Genomic DNA, 15,984 nt, shown 5'->3' with positions numbered 1-15,984 from the left:
CCACCTGCACGCAATCTGTTGTTGCGCTTAATTGCTATGGTGGCTTCATTGGAGTTTTTACTCTAACGGCTAATCATCCCATAATTGCCGGCGTTGCACAATTAGCGCTGTTTATTGCTCCGGTTTAATAAACTTTAATGTCATACGGTCACTTTCACCGATTTTCAGATATTCTGCTTTGTTATAGTTACCCATGGCCAGTGTCGGCGGCAACGCATAAACCCCTTTCGGGTAATTTTTGGTATCTGCCGGGTTAGCATTAAGCTCGCTGCTTTCTACTAGCGTAAAGCCTGCCAACTCTGCGGCCTCTATCACATAAGATTCATCCAGATAACCTTCTACTGCAGAGCTTGAAATATCGGACAATCTGGCAGCACGATGCTCGACCATACCCAGGATACCGCCTGGCTTCAATGCAGCGAAAATACTTTGCAAAGTGGCAAACAAGTTACCGTCTTCATTCCAGATATGCGCATTGCGAAATGTCAGCACCATGTCGTATTGCTCACTTTGCTGCGGATAAAACAGCGGTGGGTCGAGCTCAATCATTTCAGGCGTGCCAAAGTACTCAGCGTTATCAGCTATACGCTGTGCCAAACGCTCACTAACGCGCGCCCAAAAGATACTGCGGTCATCTTTCAGAGAACCGTCGTTATGGCGAAACTGCGCCAATGTCAGCTTTCCCTGTTCTTTTAAAAACGGCGCCAGTATTTCAGTGTACCAGCCGTGCCCTGGCCAGATTTCCAGTACAGACATGTCTGGTTTAACGCCAAAAAACTGCAGGGTTTGTGCAGGATGACGGTACTCATTACGTTGGATATTTTCAGCGCTGCGCTGCGCTGACTCAGCCAGTTGCTGAAGTTCTGCAGACTGAGCGGCAGTATCGGCCACCGAAGAGAACGCTATACAGCTAAACAATAAAGATAACACCACTGTCTTTCTTGTAGTAATAATTGACATACTTCAAACCTTTATAAGTGCTGGCAATGCTAATAGGCAGCGAAACTGCCATATATGTTAACTACATGCTTCGAGTATTCAGTTTTAATTCAGTTCCCTGCGCAGTTAATTTAGCCGCCTTGCATGCATAATTCAAAACAGAACATTGAGCCTGTTATACTGCCGCTTCATCGACATCCGTTTGTCACAGCTACGCTATAAAGTACACTAGCAGCTAATAACATCAAGCCCTATTAAGGTAAACCTGTATGCGCCGACATTTGTTATCGTTATCTTTATTGTTTACACCGGTTGTAGCTCTGGCCGCACCGAAGAACATTATCTATATGATTGGTGATGGTATGGGCCCGGCATATCTGTCGGCGTATCGTTACTATAGCGACGATACCAGTACCAAAACGGTGGAAAACACGATTTTTGATGAGCTGTGGCAAGGAGTCGCCAGTACCTACCCTGATGACGATACTTACGTTACTGACTCTGCAGCAGGCGCTACGGCACTGGCAACAGGTGTGAAAAGCTACAATGGTGCTATATCGGTAAACCGTCAGCATATTCCCATCGGCACTATGATGCAGCTGGCGAAAAGGCTGGGCAAAGCCAACGGCATAGTGGCCAGTTCACAAATTAACCATGCCACACCGGCCTCTTTTTTGGCGCATAACAAAAGCCGTCGTAACTATAATGAAATAGCCGATATGTTTCTGGACTACCGCATTAATGGCATGCCGGTTGCGGATCTGATGTTAGGTGGTGGTACGGATTACTTTATCCGTAACGGCCGTGATTTGGTTAGTGAATTCAATGAGCTGGGTTTTCAATACACTGACAGCTGGCAACAGCTGGATACCCTGACGAAAACACCGGCACTGGCATTACTGGCAGAGACAGCGTTACCAGCGGCACTTAACAGCAAGCAGGATAAGCAACTGGCCACGCTGACCGAGAAAGCATTACAGCTGCTGACACCAGCCGAGAAAGGCTTCGTACTGATGGTTGAAGGTAGCCAGATTGACTGGTGCGGCCATGATAACGATATCGCTTGCGCTATGGCTGAAATGAATGACTTCGCCAAAGCCATAGCGGTTGCCAAAGCCTATGTTGACAACCACCCGGATACTTTACTGGTCATTACTGCAGACCATGAGACTGGCGGTTTATCCCTTGGCGCTGCAGGTGAGTATAAGTGGCTGCCTGACGTAGTGAAACAAGTTAAAGCGACCGGTCGCAGTATTGCGCAACAGTTAAAACAAGCCGGCTCAGATCAGGATGCGCTCGCACTGTGGTCAGATTTGACCTCTATTAGTCTTAACGATGCCGAAAAAGCAGAGCTGTTAAGCACGCGTAAGCAAGACGAAGACACTCTGCGTAAATTATCCAACAAACTGGTGGCTAAGTATTCGTTCACCGGTTGGACAACCGGTGGCCACACTGCTATTGATGTGGCGGTACTGGCCTATGGTAAAGACGCTAAAAGCTTTGCCGGCTTTCAGGACAACACCCAGATTGCAAAAAAGCTGATCCAATATATTCAGCAGACTAAATAAACTCCGCTAGTTCAATCTAAAACTACTGCGCCGCTATTAACTGGCGGCGCAGCTTTGGCGCACTGGTATCAGGATGCAGCCAGATATCAAAAAAAGCGCTGCCAAAACCGGCATCTGTCAGCGTTCCGGTTTCTTCACCATTAAAGTAAAATATCACGCTCCCGTCAGCTTGCAGCAGCGCAGATAAGGTGTCGCCCTCTTTTACATCCTGCCACACACTTTGTAGCTGCCCGGCCCACTGCTGTTGCTGTTGTTCACTGCTACGCCCGAGTTTACGCCATTCATCGATCGTCGCATCAATAAACTGCTGCTTACTGATATCACGCTTGTATGTCAGTGCTAACAGTAAAGGTGAACTTTGCCGGTAACTTTCAAAAGTGCCGCTTTCGCTCGCCAGCCTGGCATCATACAGCTGCCAGAACAGATAGCGATATGTGCCCTCACCAACAGTTTTAAGCTCTGGTAGTGCGTAACAGTTCAGGGTAAAAAGCAATACTATTGCCGCACTAAGCTGTTTCAACATATAACCTCCGGCTTTGGCCTAATAAGATGGCAATGAGCGCCCAGACAATTATCAGACAGACGGCTGACCACATGCCTGAAGGAAACTGCAAAGCGCCACCACTGAGCGCCGCCCCACTGTAGTAAGACAAGGGGCCACCGCTGGCGCCCAGTATGGCGGCAAGCCAGGGCCGGGTAAGTACGCTGGCCATAAACTCAACTGACGCAAGCGCAAAGATGGCCCACAGGGCTATAAACCACAGCGGCAACCCCATTAGCTCAACGCCTTGTGCGCTGAGAAACTGCAATATATTGCTCTGGATTAACAGAGCATCAACACACAGCCCGATAAGCAGAATAATGAGTACTGCCAGGCGCTGTCTCGATGTAAGACACCAGAGGCCGTAACACCAGTACATCGCAACCGGCACTAACGCCAGGTTCTGCCAGAAAATCAGTGCAAACCAACCTAGCTGAAAACCTATCAGTGCCCGCCAGTTAAAGCCTGTTGCAATGCTCACTGTTTCATCCTCTGCGCAACTTTATTGCGAAAACCGTAAGGCAACATAGACATCAGCTTTAACATAAAACTTAAACGCAACGGAAAGCGCAGCCGTGTTTTCCCTTGCTGTAAACCGTTATAAATACGCTTTGCTGCCTCTTGTACCGGCAATAAAAATGGCATGGTAAAATCATTTTTTTGGGTCAGCGGCGTATCGACAAAGCCGGGCTCAATCAAATGCACACTGATGCCATTGCCTGCTAGATCGAGCCGCAAGGTGTCGGCAAAATAACTTGTCGCAGCCTTGCTGGCCCCATAAGCCTGAGATTTGGTAAAAGGAAAGAAATGCGCCATAGAGCTGACAATTGCCAGCTTCGGCGCTAACGAGGCTTTTAGCAGCGGCATAAAATATTTAGTGCTACTTACCACCGCCTGAAAGTTAATCGCGAAGGTTCTGTCAAAAGCAGTTAAATCCAGATCGTTGACATCAACGTATTCGCAGGTGCCGGCATTTAGCAGCAGCAGATCCAGCACGACACCCTCTGCGTGTAAACGCTCAGCACACGAACGAAGCGCATCCCGGTCAGTCAGATCAAGTACAACAGCATGAATAGCGCCATGTTGGCGGCTCAGCTCATCCAGCTTATCTTTTGAACGCGCCACTGCATATACTGTCCACCCTTGCGCCGCGTAATACAGCGCCAGTTCCCGGCCAATACCGGAACTGGCTCCGGTAATTAAACAGGTAGAATTCATAATAGCCCCTCAACAATACGACATTGTTAAGGTTACGGTTGTACTAGCAGATTGGATTTATTCAGGCGTAAAGATCGACACCCAGCAAGGATTGTACTTCACTGCGGCGCTGCTCGTTGGCCTGGCTTTGATAGGCATCTATTGCCTGTTGACTGCGCCTGTCGGTAGCGGCGCGAAAATTAGCTTGCTGACGCCGTTCATCGTCCAGCCGGTCGATAACGGCAGAGCTGGCCCGGACACCGCGCCCTTGTGGCAATTCCGAAGTTTGCTCGTTACGCAGCTGAGCACGGCGAGGCTCAGTGCCGTTAAAAACGGTACTGATACTTTGCGTTGCATTAGCAGCAGAATTGATATTCAGTGTCATAGCACACTTTCCGGACGAACTTAGCGCTAATTATAACCAGCACAGCCAACAAACCAAGTATTTTTATTTGCCGGGCAGTTTCTGCCAGGTCACTTCATCTCTTACATATACAGGCTCAGCGTGCTCTGCCGCAATAAAAGCACCGCTGGCCAAAGCCGGTAATGCAAGCGTAAGCATGTCCTGCGCCGAGGGGTACAAAATATCATTGGCAATGCTGACGTGCTGAACCGCAGATAATTGCCGGGCGTAAGTTTGCCAGCCGGTGCCAACCCCCATTACCGGGCCACTTAAGCTAAAAGCATTAAGTGCATCAGGTTTTATCGCTACCTCTTCACTTTGTGCCTGCATCAGGGCATTGCTCAAGGTATCGTTCAGTGCAAACCGGGCGATATACACTTCTGCCATCCGGGCATCTATCGCCGCAATGACCTGAGTGGCGCTGTGTAACCGTGCTGCAGCTTGCGCCATCGCCGCCAAAGTAGATACGCCATACACCGGTATATCGGCACCAAAAGCCAGCCCCTGAGTAACCCCAACACCGATACGCACGCCGGTAAAACTGCCCGGCCCGCGGCCAAATACAATACCATCGAGCTGAGCCAGGCTGATACCGGCTTCGCTCAGCAGTTGCTGCACCATTGGCAAAATACGTTTACTGTGCTGCTGCGGGCAAACTTCATCCAGCGTCAGTATCTCACTGCCCAGCTGTAAAGCTACAGAGCACGCTTCAGTCGAGGTATCTAGGGCAAGTAGTTTGCTATTTGCTTTGGTCAACTTCATTGTCCTGTTTTATCTGTTGTAAAAAATTTACCGCCTCATCAAGCGAACGGGTGCGGCGCATCGGCGGTAAACTGGTTAAAAATACCTCACCATAAGGTTTGGTAACCAGACGGTTATCACAAATGACCATAACACCACGATCGGTCACATCGCGGATCAGCCGCCCAACCCCTTGCTTTAAGGTGATCACCGCTTGTGGCAGCTGCACTTTGGCAAAAGGGTCTTCACCACGTAAGGCGCAGTCTTCACTGCGGGCTTGCAATAATGGCTCATCAGGCGAGGCAAACGGCAACTTGTCGATAATCACGCAACTGAGAGCATCACCACGCACATCCACGCCCTCCCAGAAGCTGCCGGTGCCCAGTAGCACGGCATTATCCAGTGTGACAAACTGCTCCAGCAACAGGCGCTTACCTGTGCTGCCCTGCACTAATACCGGTTGGCGCACTAAATCCGGTAATTGTTTCGCAACCAATTGCAGCATACGATGGCTGGTAAACAGAAAAAAGCAGCGCCCGTTATTCGCTTCCACCAAGCGCACTGCTATTTGCAGCAGCTGGCGCGCCATGCCCTGCTCATGCGGCTCACTCATATACCTGGGTACGCACAGCATCGCCTGTTCACTGTAATTAAACGGGCTTTGCAACAACAACGTTTTTGCACGGGTTAAACCCATTTGCATAGTGTAATGCGTAAAGCCGTTATTCACAGACAAGGTGGCTGATGTAAAGATCCAGCTGCGCTCATTTTCAGCAACAATAGTGCTGAATTTATCTGCGATACTTAAAGGCGTCAGATGCAAATTAACGTGCAGGCGGGTTGTTTCATACCACAAACTAACGCCGCTTTGCTGCATATCCATTAATTTCAGCAACCTGGCCTTACACAGCGCTAAACGTTCAAAGGCGTTATCAATAAGATCGCTGCGGCCAAGGCTGCTTTTCATGACCAGATACAGCATATCTATGGCTTCACTGACACGGTTCAGCGCAGTTTGCATTGAGCTTTGCTGATAGGCCTCGCGCCAGTTACCACGCGCTGGATCTGTGGCAAACTGCAGGCGCCAATCTTTAACCAGTTGCGCTACTTTATCTGCTGTTTTTGCCAGTTGCGGATGATCACGCAGTTCGCTTTTGCAGGCAATATCAATATCGCGGCACAGATCAAGCAGTAAGCGGCTTGAAACATTCTCGCCAAAATAGTCACTGGCGATATCTGGTAGCTGATGGGCTTCATCAAAAATAATGACATCCATTTGCGGTAGCAATTCGCCAAAGCCGGTGTCTTTTAATGCTAAATCGGCGAAGAACAAGTGATGGTTTACTACCACCAAATCAGCCGCCTGTGCCTTTTTACGCGCCTTTAGTAAATGACAATCCTCGTACACCGGACAGTCTTTACCCAGACAATTGTCAGTGGTACTGGTGACATAAGGCAACGCTTTAGAGTCTTCAGCAATGTAGGTCAGCTCACCGATATCACCGCTTTGAGTCTCGGCAGACCACTTTTTGATTAGGCTCAGATCCTGGATCAGCTGCTCATCCTGCAGCGGCACGTGATTATAGTGCTGCTCCAGCCGGAACAAACATAAATAGTTGCTACGCCCTTTTAGCAGTGCCAATTGCAATGGGCTGGCCAACGCTTTAACCACCTTGGGCAAGTCACGAAAATACAGCTGCTCCTGCAGGTTTTTCGTACCTGTAGATAAGACGACTTTTTTCCCGCTTAGCAGTGCCGGCACCAGATAAGCGTAGGTTTTACCGGTACCGGTACCGGCTTCAACTACCAAAGCCCCTGGGTGCTCAATCACATCAGCTACCGCCTGCGCCATCTGTAACTGGGCATCACGGGCATTAAAGCCGGCAATGTGTTTTGCCAAAGCGCCACCAGCAGCAAAAGCACTCGTTACCTGCTTAAGCATGACAGCTCAGATATGGTCGAATAAAAGCGGTGATAAATAACAAAGACAACAGATCGCAACCGGCAGAAAAAACAGGCCGCTATTATGCCTCAACAACGACGGATTTCAGACAAAAATATCCAGATGACCATCTTTATCAACATGCTGTTCATCTTCGGGCGTAGTGTAGGGAGCATCCGGGTATTCACCCTGACGGCGATCGCGCCTACGCTGTGGCCGCTGCAAAATCAGGTATTTCTGCTCGTGCGGTTTAACCGGGCTCAGGCGGGCTTCTTTAAATACCGGCACAACCTGTTTCGGATCAGGTTCCACCGGCGAACCGGGTACACGCTGAACAAAGGGCATAAAAGCATCCATCACACTCTCCTGCAGTTACTTCCCCTTATCGGCAACAGAACGATAAGCTTTAACGCCCTGTTAACGATAAGAGTACGTTGCTGCTGACAAGTTCAGACGATATACCGCAAGGCTCAGCCAAATGGTTGTTCAATATCCACTGCAGGTTCAGTAAACCAGCGCGGTCCCTGCTCTGTCATATAAAAATGGTCTTCAAGCCGCACGCCAAATTCCCCTGGCAACACCAGCATAGGTTCATTGCTAAAACACATGCCCGTCGCCAGTTCAGTGGTATTTCCTTCAACCAGATAAGGCCATTCGTGTATGTCGAGCCCGATACCGTGTCCGGTACGATGGGGTAGCCCCGGCAAGTTATAATCCGGACCGTAACCTTGCTGCTGCAAATAACCACGTGCTGCGCGGTCAACCTGCTGACAGGCAATACCGTTTCTGGCTGCAGCAAAAGCGGCTTGCTGGGCATTTTTTTCATGCTGCCACACCGTGCGCTGGTGCTCATTCGCCTCGCCAAAAACATAACTTCGGGTAATGTCAGATAAGTAACCATGCACACGGCAACCGGTGTCAATCAGTACCATATCGTTATCAGACAGTGTTTTGGGGTGCGCTACGCCATGTGGGTACGCGGTATCTTCTCCAAACAAGACGATACAAAAATACGACCCCGAGGCAGCCCCCACTTTTTTGTGGGCCAGATGAATAAACTCGGTTACCTCTGTGGTACTGATGCCGTCATATAAAACACTGGCAGCGGCTTTGTGTACCGCCAGCGTCATATCCATTGCTGTTTGCATCAGAGCCAGTTCTGCTGCTGATTTGTGCATCCTGCAAGGTGCAGTAACATGGCGTGCATTGGAAATACGCAGGTTCGGTAAATGTTGCTGCAAACCATCGGCAATGAAAAACTGCGCACTTTCATCCAGCGCCAGTTTTGCCTTATCACCAAAGCGCTCTTTGATTCTCTGCGCGCACAGCGCGTAAGGGTCATCGTGCTCTTGCCAGCTGAGAACCTCACCTTTAATAAGCATCAGCGGTGCGATGCTGCCAATTTCAAAATGCGGAATAACATATATCAGCGTGCCATCAGCAAACAACAGCGCGGCCACCAGGCGCTCGCTCGCATACCAGTCTACACCGGTGAAGTAACGCAAATTAGTACCGGCGTTCAGCAACATGACATCTAATTGCTTAGCTGCCATTAATCCGATGGCTTTATCAATACGCTGCTGATATTCATCTAATGCTATCGGCCTGACATTTGCGGTCATATCATCTAACTGTGCTAACGCCTGCTCTGTGGTTAAGCCACCAACACCTTTCGCCATTATATCCCCAGGGTATTTTTATCTGCTGAATGAAAGTAGTTCAGTATACTCCCGGCATCAGGCTGATGAAACCGGCCCAGCCAAGCCAAATGACTATACAACCTGATCATAATTTAACCAAATAAACTCAAAACCCAGGCCACAAACAATAATTATTTTCCCACCTGAACAGTCGAAAAATATAAAATCAATAAATATCAATAATTTAAATTATATCTAAAATTTAAACAAGGTGAATTTCTGCTTGATGTTTTTATTTAGCACAGGTAAGTTGTATAACATCTTAATCAGCAAGAATTGCAAAATGAACAACGTCACTGTACTGCATCATCATAGCGACTAGCCGTCCGGATAATTCGGAGGGCTATTTTCTGGCGCTCCGGTGGTACAGCAACAAAAACCCCGAGCCCAGGCGCGGGGTTTTTGTTTTTATGCTTTATACAATTTAATTATCGTCACGGAGACCTATATGAGTCCGGCAACAGAATCAAAACGTTTACGCATCGCCATGCAGAAATCCGGCCGTTTATCGGTCGACTCCCAAGCCCTGCTAACCAGCTGCGGCTTAAAAATTAACCTGCGCGAGCAGCGCCTCATTGCCCATGTCGAGAACATGGACATCGATATTCTGCGGGTGCGCGATGACGATATTCCCGGCCTGGTAATGGATGGCGTCTGTGACTTAGGCATTGTCGGCGAAAACGTGCTGGAAGAAGAATCCTTGCAGCGCAAAATGGATAACGACAGCTTTGATTACACCGTGCTAAAGCGGCTCGATTTTGGCGGTTGCCGTTTATCCATTGCCGTGCCGCAGGAAGAAAACTACACCGGCGCGGCCTCGTTAGATGGCAAAACTATCGCCACCACTTACCCGCGCTTGCTCGGCCGTTATTTAAAACAGCAAGGCGTTAATGCCCGTATTGTTAATTTAAAAGGCTCGGTTGAAGTGGCGCCGCGTGCCGGTTTAGCCGATGCTATCTGTGATCTGGTCTCTACCGGTGCCACACTCGAAGCCAATGGTTTAAAAGAAGTCGAAGTGATTTACCGCAGTAAAGCGGTGCTGATCCAGCGCAAAGGGCTAAGCGATGAGCGTCAGTTGAAACTTATCAACAAGCTGATGCCACGTATTAATGGCGTGATGCAAGCCAATGAAAGTAAATACATTATGCTGCACGCCCCGCGCGCGCGCTTAGATGAAGTGATTGCGCTGCTGCCGGGGGCAGAAAACCCGACCATGCTGCCACTGGCCGGCAACGATGAGATGGTCGCTATTCATGTGGTGAGTAGTGAAACGCTGTTCTGGGAAACCATGGAGCAGTTAAAAGCGCTGGGCGCCAGCTCCATCTTAGTGCTACCAATTGAAAAGATGATGGAGTAACCATGAGCCGCGTGATTGATTGGGCTTCGTTATCTGACTCCGGGCAACAGGCCGCTCTGGCACGGCCAGCGCTGGCGGATTCGGCATCCTTAAGTACGCAGGTAGCAGAGATTATCCGCAATGTTCGTGCGAACGGCGATGCGGCGCTGCGTGCCTACAGCCAGCAGTTTGATGGCTTAGATAGCAACCCGTTAGCGTTAAGTTCCAAAGAGAAACAAGCACAACTGGCAAAACTGTTGCCAGAGCGTAAAGCGGCTATTGAGCTGGCCTATGACAATATCCGTAAGTTTCACGCTGCCCAGTTGCCGCGTGATATCGAAGTAGAAACCAGTGCCGGCGTAAGCTGTCAGCTTAAAAGCCGCGCCATTGCCGCTGTTGGTTTGTATATCCCCGGTGGCAGTGCGCCACTGCCCTCCACGGTACTGATGCTGGGTGTACCGGCGCAGTTAGCCGGTTGCGAGCGCATAGTGCTGGTAACGCCACCGGGCAAACCGGTAGCGGGCGATATCGCGCCGGAAATTCTGTATGCGGCAGAGCTTTGTGGCATCAGCGAGATTTACACCATTGGTGGCGCCCAGGCCATTGCTGCACTGGCCTATGGCACCCAAAGCATCGCCAAAGTGGATAAAATCTTCGGCCCGGGTAATCGCTATGTTACCGAAGCCAAGCAGCAGGTCAGTCAGGATGCCAAAGGCGCACAAATAGATATGCCGGCCGGCCCGTCGGAGGTGCTGGTACTGGCCGATAACAGCGCCAATGCAGCCTTTGTCGCTGCCGACTTGTTATCGCAAGCCGAACACGGCCCCGACTCACAAGTGATCTTAGTCAGTGACAGCAGCGATTTAATTGCGGCCGTACAGGTAGAAGTGGCCAGCCAGCTCTCGCAACTGCCGCGCAAAGACATTGCTGAGGCCGCACTTAGCCACAGCCGCTATATTTTAACCGCGGGTTTAGCCCAGGCCGTGGCGGTAACCAATGCCTATGCGCCGGAGCATTTAATTGTGCAAACCGCCTGCGATGATGAGCTGGTTGCGCAATTTAACAGCGCCGCCAGTATTTTTGTCGGCAAATGGACGCCAGAGTCTGCCGGTGACTACGCCAGCGGTACCAACCATGTGCTGCCCACCTACGGTTACAGCAAAACGGTATCCAGCTTATCGCTGGCCGATTTTTACCGCCGCTTCACGGTGCAAAAGCTAAGCGCACAGGGCATGCGTAATATCGGCCCGGCCATCGTCACGCTGGCACAAGCAGAAAGCCTGGACGCGCACGCCAATGCGGTGCGGCTACGTCTGGCAGAACTTAATTCGACTGAAGGTTAAGCACAAGATGGCAAACTCAACCCCAACTGGCGTAAATAACCTGGCCAGACAAATTGTGAAAGACCTCGTGCCCTACGCCTCGGCGCGCAGCAGCATGAGTGGTGGCGCTGTCTGGCTTAACGCCAATGAAAATGCCTTAGCACCAAGCTATCAGCTGGATGGCACCTTTAACCGCTACCCGTCCTGTCAGCCAAAAGCGGTAATTAATGCTTATGCCGCTTATGCCGGTGTATCACCCGAGCAGGTACTGGTAAGCCGCGGCGCGGACGAAGGCATTGAGCTTTTGATCAGAAGCTTTTGCGAGCCGAAACAGGACAGCATTACCATTTGCCCGCCAACCTACGGCATGTATGCGATAAGCGCTGAGAGCAACCAAACGGCTGTGAATAAAGTGCTGCTAATTAATAACGAACAGCTGGACTTAGCCGGCATTTTTGCCACCAGTCCCAAGCTGGTGTTTATCTGCAGCCCGAATAACCCGACCGGCGATCTGATCCCGCGTGAGCAAATTATTGCCGTACTGGAGCATTTCGCCGGTAAAGCTCTGGTGGTGGTCGATGAGGCCTATATCGAGTTTGCGCCTGAAGCGACACTGGCCAATGAACTGGCTAACTACCCGCATTTAGTCATTTTACGCACCTTATCCAAAGCCTTTGGTCTGGCCGGGCTGCGCTGCGGCTTTACCTTGGCCGCACCGGAAGTGATAAACGCACTAAAGAAAATGATCGCGCCCTACCCGATCGCCGAGCCGGTGGCACAAATTGCCGCCCAAGCGTTATCCAAAGCCGGTATCACGCAAATGCAGCAAAGTGTCGCGACGATAAATACGCTGCGTGATGCCTTTATCGCCTTTGCCAAAGCGCAAACTGGCGTACAAAAGGTCTGGCCGAGCAACGCTAACTATGTGCTGCTGCAGGTAAACAACGCTGCAGACTGCGTAAGCAGCCTTATTAAAAGCGATATTTTAATCCGCAATCAGTCCAGTCAGCTGGGTTTATCTGAAGTGGTACGGGTATCGATTGGCAACGCCGATGAAATGCAGCGCCTGACAGAGGCGATGCAGCAGTATTTTTCTAACACCGATAGCAAAGAGAGAGTAAGCGCATGAGTGGCCAGCCTATTTTATTTATCGACCGCGACGGCACCATGGTAGAAGAGCCGCCGATTGACAAGCAGCTCGATAGCCTGGAAAAGCTGGCTTACGAGCCTGATTTGGTGCCCTCTTTATTAAAATTGCAGGCTGCAGGTTATCGTTTAGTGATGGTGACCAATCAGGATGGCCTGGGCACCGACAGCTTCCCGCGTGATACCTTTGATGCGCCGCACGACAAGATGATGCAGCTGTTAACCTCGCAAGGCATCAAATTTGACGATGTGCTGATTTGCCCGCACTTTGAACATGATAACTGCAGCTGCCGCAAGCCGAAGCTGGGGCTGGTAAAAGACTACCTGCAGCAGGGCAAAATCGACTTTACTAACTCTTATGTGATTGGCGATCGTATCACCGATGTGCAACTGGCCGAGAACATGGGCCTGCCAGCGTTTCAGTATAACCGCGACAGCTTAGGCTGGGCGCACATCACCAAACAACTGCTAAGTCGTGGCCGCAAAGCGACAGTTCGCCGCACCACGCGGGAAACCGATATTGAAATCAGTGTCGATCTGGATACCAGCGGCAATAACAGCTTTAACACCGGCGTCGGCTTTTTCGATCATATGCTGGAGCAAATTGCCACCCACGGCGGCTTTTCACTGCAGGTAAAAGTGGAAGGTGATTTACACATCGACGATCACCATAGCGTCGAAGATACCGCACTGGCACTGGGCCAGGCGCTGAAGCAGGCACTGGGCAACAAACGCGGCATTAACCGCTTTGGCTTTGTGCTGCCGATGGATGAATGCCGCGCTGAATGTGTGCTGGATTTATCCGGCCGGCCGCTGTTTGTCTTTAACGGCGAGCTTGGCGAAGGTGCTGTTGGCGGTTTAACGCTTGAGATGGTGCCGCACTTTTTCCGCTCATTAAGCGATGCCATGCTGATGACGCTGCACCTGAGTATCACTGAGGGCAACAAGCACCATAAAGTAGAAGGCTTGTTTAAAGCCTTTGGCCGCGCATTGCGCCAGGCCATTACTGTATCGGGCGAAGCGCTACCGAGCTCAAAAGGAGTGCTGTGATGAAGCTGGTGATAGTGGATACCGGTTGCGCCAACATCAGCTCAGTGTACTTTGCGTTTAAACGCCTGGGCGTTGAGGCCAGCATCAGCTGTGATGCCAAAGCCATTAAAGCGGCCGATAAAGTGCTGCTGCCCGGCGTTGGCACCGCGCACAATGCCATGGCCAAACTTCAGCAAGCCGAACTTATTGATACATTGCAAAACCTGCAACAACCACTGCTGGGTATTTGTCTGGGAATGCAAATGCTGACTGCGCACAGCATGGAAGGTGATGTCGCTTGCTTAAACCTTATTCCTTCTGAAGTACTGCCATTAAAGAGCGGCGGTCTGCGTTTGCCGCATATGGGCTGGAATACATTGCACAGCATAAGTGAACATCCGTTAATGCGAGGTTTTTCTGTCACAGACTATCTGTATTTTGTGCACAGCTTTGCGGTGGCACCAGACGAGTACAGCCTGGCGCAGTGCCATTACGGTACTGATTTTGCTGCGGTCATTGGCAAAGACAATGTCGCCGGTGCCCAGTTTCACCCGGAGCGCTCGGGTAAAACCGGCGCGCGGTTATTACAGAATTTTCTGGAGTGGCAGTTATGATTATCCCCGCCATCGACTTAATTGACGGCAATGTGGTGCGCTTGTACCAAGGCCGCTACGACAACACGACCCAATATGACTTCAGCCCAATCGGGTTGCGTAATCAATACGCCCAGGCTGGTGCAGACTGGCTGCATATAGTGGATTTATCCGGCGCCAAAGATGCCGCTAAACGCCAGCTTAAACTGTTAACTGAGCTAATGACAGCTTCACCTTTACATATTCAGGTTGGCGGTGGCGTGCGCAGCGAGCAGGATGTGATTGATTTACTTGATGCCGGTGCTGGCCGCGTCGTTATCGGCAGTTTAGCCATACGCCAGAGCGAACTGGTGCAAAGCTGGGTGCGTAAATACGGCGGCGAACACATCGTGCTGGCGCTGGATGTCGCCATTAATGATAAAGGCGAGAAAACCCTGCCTTCGCATGGCTGGATTGAGCAATCCAATATTACCTTAGAACAGGTGCTGGACGGTTATATTGCTGCCGGAGCTAAACATGTGCTTTGTACTGATATCAGCAAAGACGGCACCTTAACCGGCTCGAATGTGCAGCTATACAAAGAGCTGGCCAGCAAGTATCCGCAAATACAGTGGCAGGCCTCGGGCGGTATCGGCAAGCTGGATGATATCCGCGCCTTAATTGGCAGCGGCGTGGCCGGCGTTATTTTAGGCCGCTCATTACTGGAAGGTAAATTTACCCTTGAGGAGGCCATTGCATGCTGGCAAAACGGTTAATTCCCTGCCTTGATGTACGCGATGGTAAGGTCGTAAAAGGCGTACAGTTTCGTAACCATGAAATTATCGGCGATATCGTGCCGCTGGCACAGCGTTATGCCGAGGCCGGCGCCGACGAGCTGGTGTTTTATGATATTACCGCGTCGAGCGATGGCCGGGTGGTCGATAAAAGCTGGGTGCAGCGCATTGCCGAGGTGATCGATATTCCGTTTTGCGTTGCCGGTGGCATTAAAACGGTGGCTGATGCCGGCAAAATTCTGGAAATGGGTGCCGATAAAATTTCAGTAAACAGCCCGGCCCTGCTAAGACCAGAGCTGATTAACGAGCTTAACCACAGCTTTGGCCAACAGTGTGTTGTGATTGGCATCGACAGCTTTTTTGATGTCACTTCCGGCCAGTATCAGGTATACCAGTTTACCGGTGATGAAAGCCGCACCCGAAAAACCCAGTGGCTTACCCGCGATTGGGTTAGCGAGGTGCTAAGCCGCGGTGCCGGCGAGATTGTACTTAACTGCATGAATCAGGATGGGGTGCGCCAGGGCTATGACATTGCCCAGCTGAAAAGCATCCGCGAGGTGTGCAGCGTGCCGCTGATTGCCAGTGGTGGCGCCGGTACTATGCAGCACTTTACTGATGTGTTTGAAAACGCCGATGTTGATGGTGCTTTGGCTGCCAGCGTGTTTCACAAAGGTATTATTGAAATTGCGGAGTTAAAAGCCAAATTGATCACTGATGGCATCATTATTCGACCATAAAGGCACAAACGGAGCTT

Annotated in this window: 17 protein-coding genes; 8 read left to right on the top strand and 9 right to left on the bottom strand. The window is 50.6% G+C overall.

All coding sequences use genetic code 11. From position 1 onward, the window contains the following. Positions 1–111 precede the first annotated feature (111 nt). Positions 112–960 carry a class I SAM-dependent methyltransferase gene (locus AC5SV9_RS17180; protein WP_475148863.1) on the bottom strand — a complete coding sequence of 283 codons (849 nt, stop codon included), beginning with the start codon at positions 958–960 and terminating at the stop codon, positions 112–114. 248 nt (positions 961–1,208) lie between these two features. On the opposite strand from AC5SV9_RS17180, the gene AC5SV9_RS17175 reads away from it, so the two are divergent. Further along, entirely contained in the window at positions 1,209–2,507 is a 1,299-nt protein-coding gene (locus AC5SV9_RS17175; protein WP_475148862.1) for an alkaline phosphatase, read from the top strand. Positions 2,508–2,529: 22 nt separating this feature from the next. On the opposite strand, the gene AC5SV9_RS17170 is transcribed toward AC5SV9_RS17175, so the two are convergent. From AC5SV9_RS17170 to AC5SV9_RS17135, 8 genes are all read right to left on the bottom strand, one after another. Beyond that, a complete protein-coding gene (locus tag AC5SV9_RS17170) occupies positions 2,530–3,030 on the bottom strand; it encodes a chalcone isomerase family protein (protein ID WP_475148861.1) in 501 nt (166 codons plus the stop codon). Then, positions 3,014–3,529: a DUF2878 domain-containing protein gene (locus AC5SV9_RS17165; RefSeq protein WP_475148860.1), complete on the bottom strand. Its 516-nt coding sequence runs from the start codon at positions 3,527–3,529 to the stop codon at positions 3,014–3,016. The genes AC5SV9_RS17170 and AC5SV9_RS17165 overlap by 17 nt, the downstream gene beginning before the upstream one ends. Next, on the bottom strand, positions 3,526–4,266 hold the full coding sequence (locus AC5SV9_RS17160) for an SDR family NAD(P)-dependent oxidoreductase (protein WP_475148859.1): 741 nt from the start codon (positions 4,264–4,266) through the stop codon (positions 3,526–3,528). The genes AC5SV9_RS17165 and AC5SV9_RS17160 overlap by 4 nt, the downstream gene beginning before the upstream one ends. A gap of 61 nt (positions 4,267–4,327) precedes the next feature. Beyond that, complete coding sequence (locus AC5SV9_RS17155; protein WP_475148858.1) at positions 4,328–4,630, bottom strand: hypothetical protein; 303 nt, start codon at positions 4,628–4,630, stop codon at positions 4,328–4,330. A 63-nt stretch (positions 4,631–4,693) separates the two neighbouring features. Beyond that, positions 4,694–5,404, bottom strand: a complete 711-nt coding sequence (gene tsaB, locus AC5SV9_RS17150) for a tRNA (adenosine(37)-N6)-threonylcarbamoyltransferase complex dimerization subunit type 1 TsaB (RefSeq protein WP_475148856.1) — start codon at positions 5,402–5,404, stop codon at positions 4,694–4,696. Continuing rightward, on the bottom strand, positions 5,388–7,331 hold the full coding sequence (gene yoaA, locus AC5SV9_RS17145) for a DNA repair helicase YoaA (RefSeq protein ID WP_475148854.1): 1,944 nt from the start codon (positions 7,329–7,331) through the stop codon (positions 5,388–5,390). Before yoaA ends, tsaB begins: the two co-directional genes overlap by 17 nt. Before the next feature lie 105 nt (positions 7,332–7,436). Then, positions 7,437–7,688: a hypothetical protein gene (locus tag AC5SV9_RS17140; RefSeq protein ID WP_475148853.1), complete on the bottom strand. Its 252-nt coding sequence runs from the start codon at positions 7,686–7,688 to the stop codon at positions 7,437–7,439. Between the two features lie 113 nt (positions 7,689–7,801). After that, a complete protein-coding gene (locus tag AC5SV9_RS17135) occupies positions 7,802–9,010 on the bottom strand; it encodes a M24 family metallopeptidase (protein WP_475148852.1) in 1,209 nt (402 codons plus the stop codon). Positions 9,011–9,479: 469 nt separating this feature from the next. Here AC5SV9_RS17135 and hisG point away from each other — a divergent pair, with 469 nt between their 5' ends. From hisG to hisF, 7 genes are read left to right on the top strand one after another with little or no spacing between them, the layout of a single operon-like run. Continuing rightward, positions 9,480–10,388 carry an ATP phosphoribosyltransferase gene (gene hisG / locus AC5SV9_RS17130; protein ID WP_475148850.1) on the top strand — a complete coding sequence of 303 codons (909 nt, stop codon included), beginning with the start codon at positions 9,480–9,482 and terminating at the stop codon, positions 10,386–10,388. A gap of 2 nt (positions 10,389–10,390) precedes the next feature. After that, positions 10,391–11,710 carry a histidinol dehydrogenase gene (gene hisD / locus AC5SV9_RS17125; RefSeq protein WP_475148848.1) on the top strand — a complete coding sequence of 440 codons (1,320 nt, stop codon included), beginning with the start codon at positions 10,391–10,393 and terminating at the stop codon, positions 11,708–11,710. A 7-nt stretch (positions 11,711–11,717) separates the two neighbouring features. Next, the gene (hisC, locus tag AC5SV9_RS17120; protein ID WP_475148846.1) at positions 11,718–12,818 is read left to right on the top strand and encodes a histidinol-phosphate transaminase; all 1,101 of its coding nucleotides are present in this window, start codon (positions 11,718–11,720) and stop codon (positions 12,816–12,818) included. Continuing rightward, positions 12,815–13,885, top strand: coding sequence for a bifunctional histidinol-phosphatase/imidazoleglycerol-phosphate dehydratase HisB (gene hisB, locus AC5SV9_RS17115; protein ID WP_475148843.1), 1,071 nt, complete (start codon positions 12,815–12,817; stop codon positions 13,883–13,885). The genes hisC and hisB overlap by 4 nt, the downstream gene beginning before the upstream one ends. After that, positions 13,885–14,478, top strand: a complete 594-nt coding sequence (hisH, locus tag AC5SV9_RS17110) for an imidazole glycerol phosphate synthase subunit HisH (protein ID WP_475148841.1) — start codon at positions 13,885–13,887, stop codon at positions 14,476–14,478. Before hisB ends, hisH begins: the two co-directional genes overlap by 1 nt. Continuing rightward, entirely contained in the window at positions 14,475–15,212 is a 738-nt protein-coding gene (hisA, locus tag AC5SV9_RS17105; RefSeq protein ID WP_475148839.1) for a 1-(5-phosphoribosyl)-5-[(5-phosphoribosylamino)methylideneamino]imidazole-4-carboxamide isomerase, read from the top strand. Before hisH ends, hisA begins: the two co-directional genes overlap by 4 nt. Beyond that, entirely contained in the window at positions 15,194–15,967 is a 774-nt protein-coding gene (gene hisF, locus AC5SV9_RS17100; RefSeq protein ID WP_475148836.1) for an imidazole glycerol phosphate synthase subunit HisF, read from the top strand. The genes hisA and hisF overlap by 19 nt, the downstream gene beginning before the upstream one ends. Positions 15,968–15,984 lie beyond the last annotated feature (17 nt).

The sequence above is a fragment of the Rheinheimera sp. ATLC3 genome, from assembly GCF_059429535.1.
Note: the sequence above shows the minus strand (reverse complement) of the source record. Positions and strands in the feature narration are given on the sequence as shown.